Genomic DNA, 227 nt, shown 5'->3' with positions numbered 1-227 from the left:
TCAACACACAGCCGCCTGAAGGCGGCTGGTTGTTCTTTATCAGGTGAAAATCTAGGAGAAATAGTTTCAACACACAGCCGCCTGAAGGCGGCTGGATGATTATCTCCTTTAGGATAATAGGTTACTCACTGTTTCAACACACAGCCGCCTGAAGGCGGCTGGTCTTGCGGACAAGCTCCACCTGTACTAAAAGCAGTTTCAACACACAGCCGCCTGAAGGCGGCTGG

It is taken from the genome of Neisseria sp. HMSC068C04 (genome assembly GCF_001810105.1).
Classification (GTDB): Bacteria; Pseudomonadota; Gammaproteobacteria; order Burkholderiales; family Neisseriaceae; genus Neisseria; species Neisseria flavescens_B.
Note: the sequence above shows the minus strand (reverse complement) of the source record.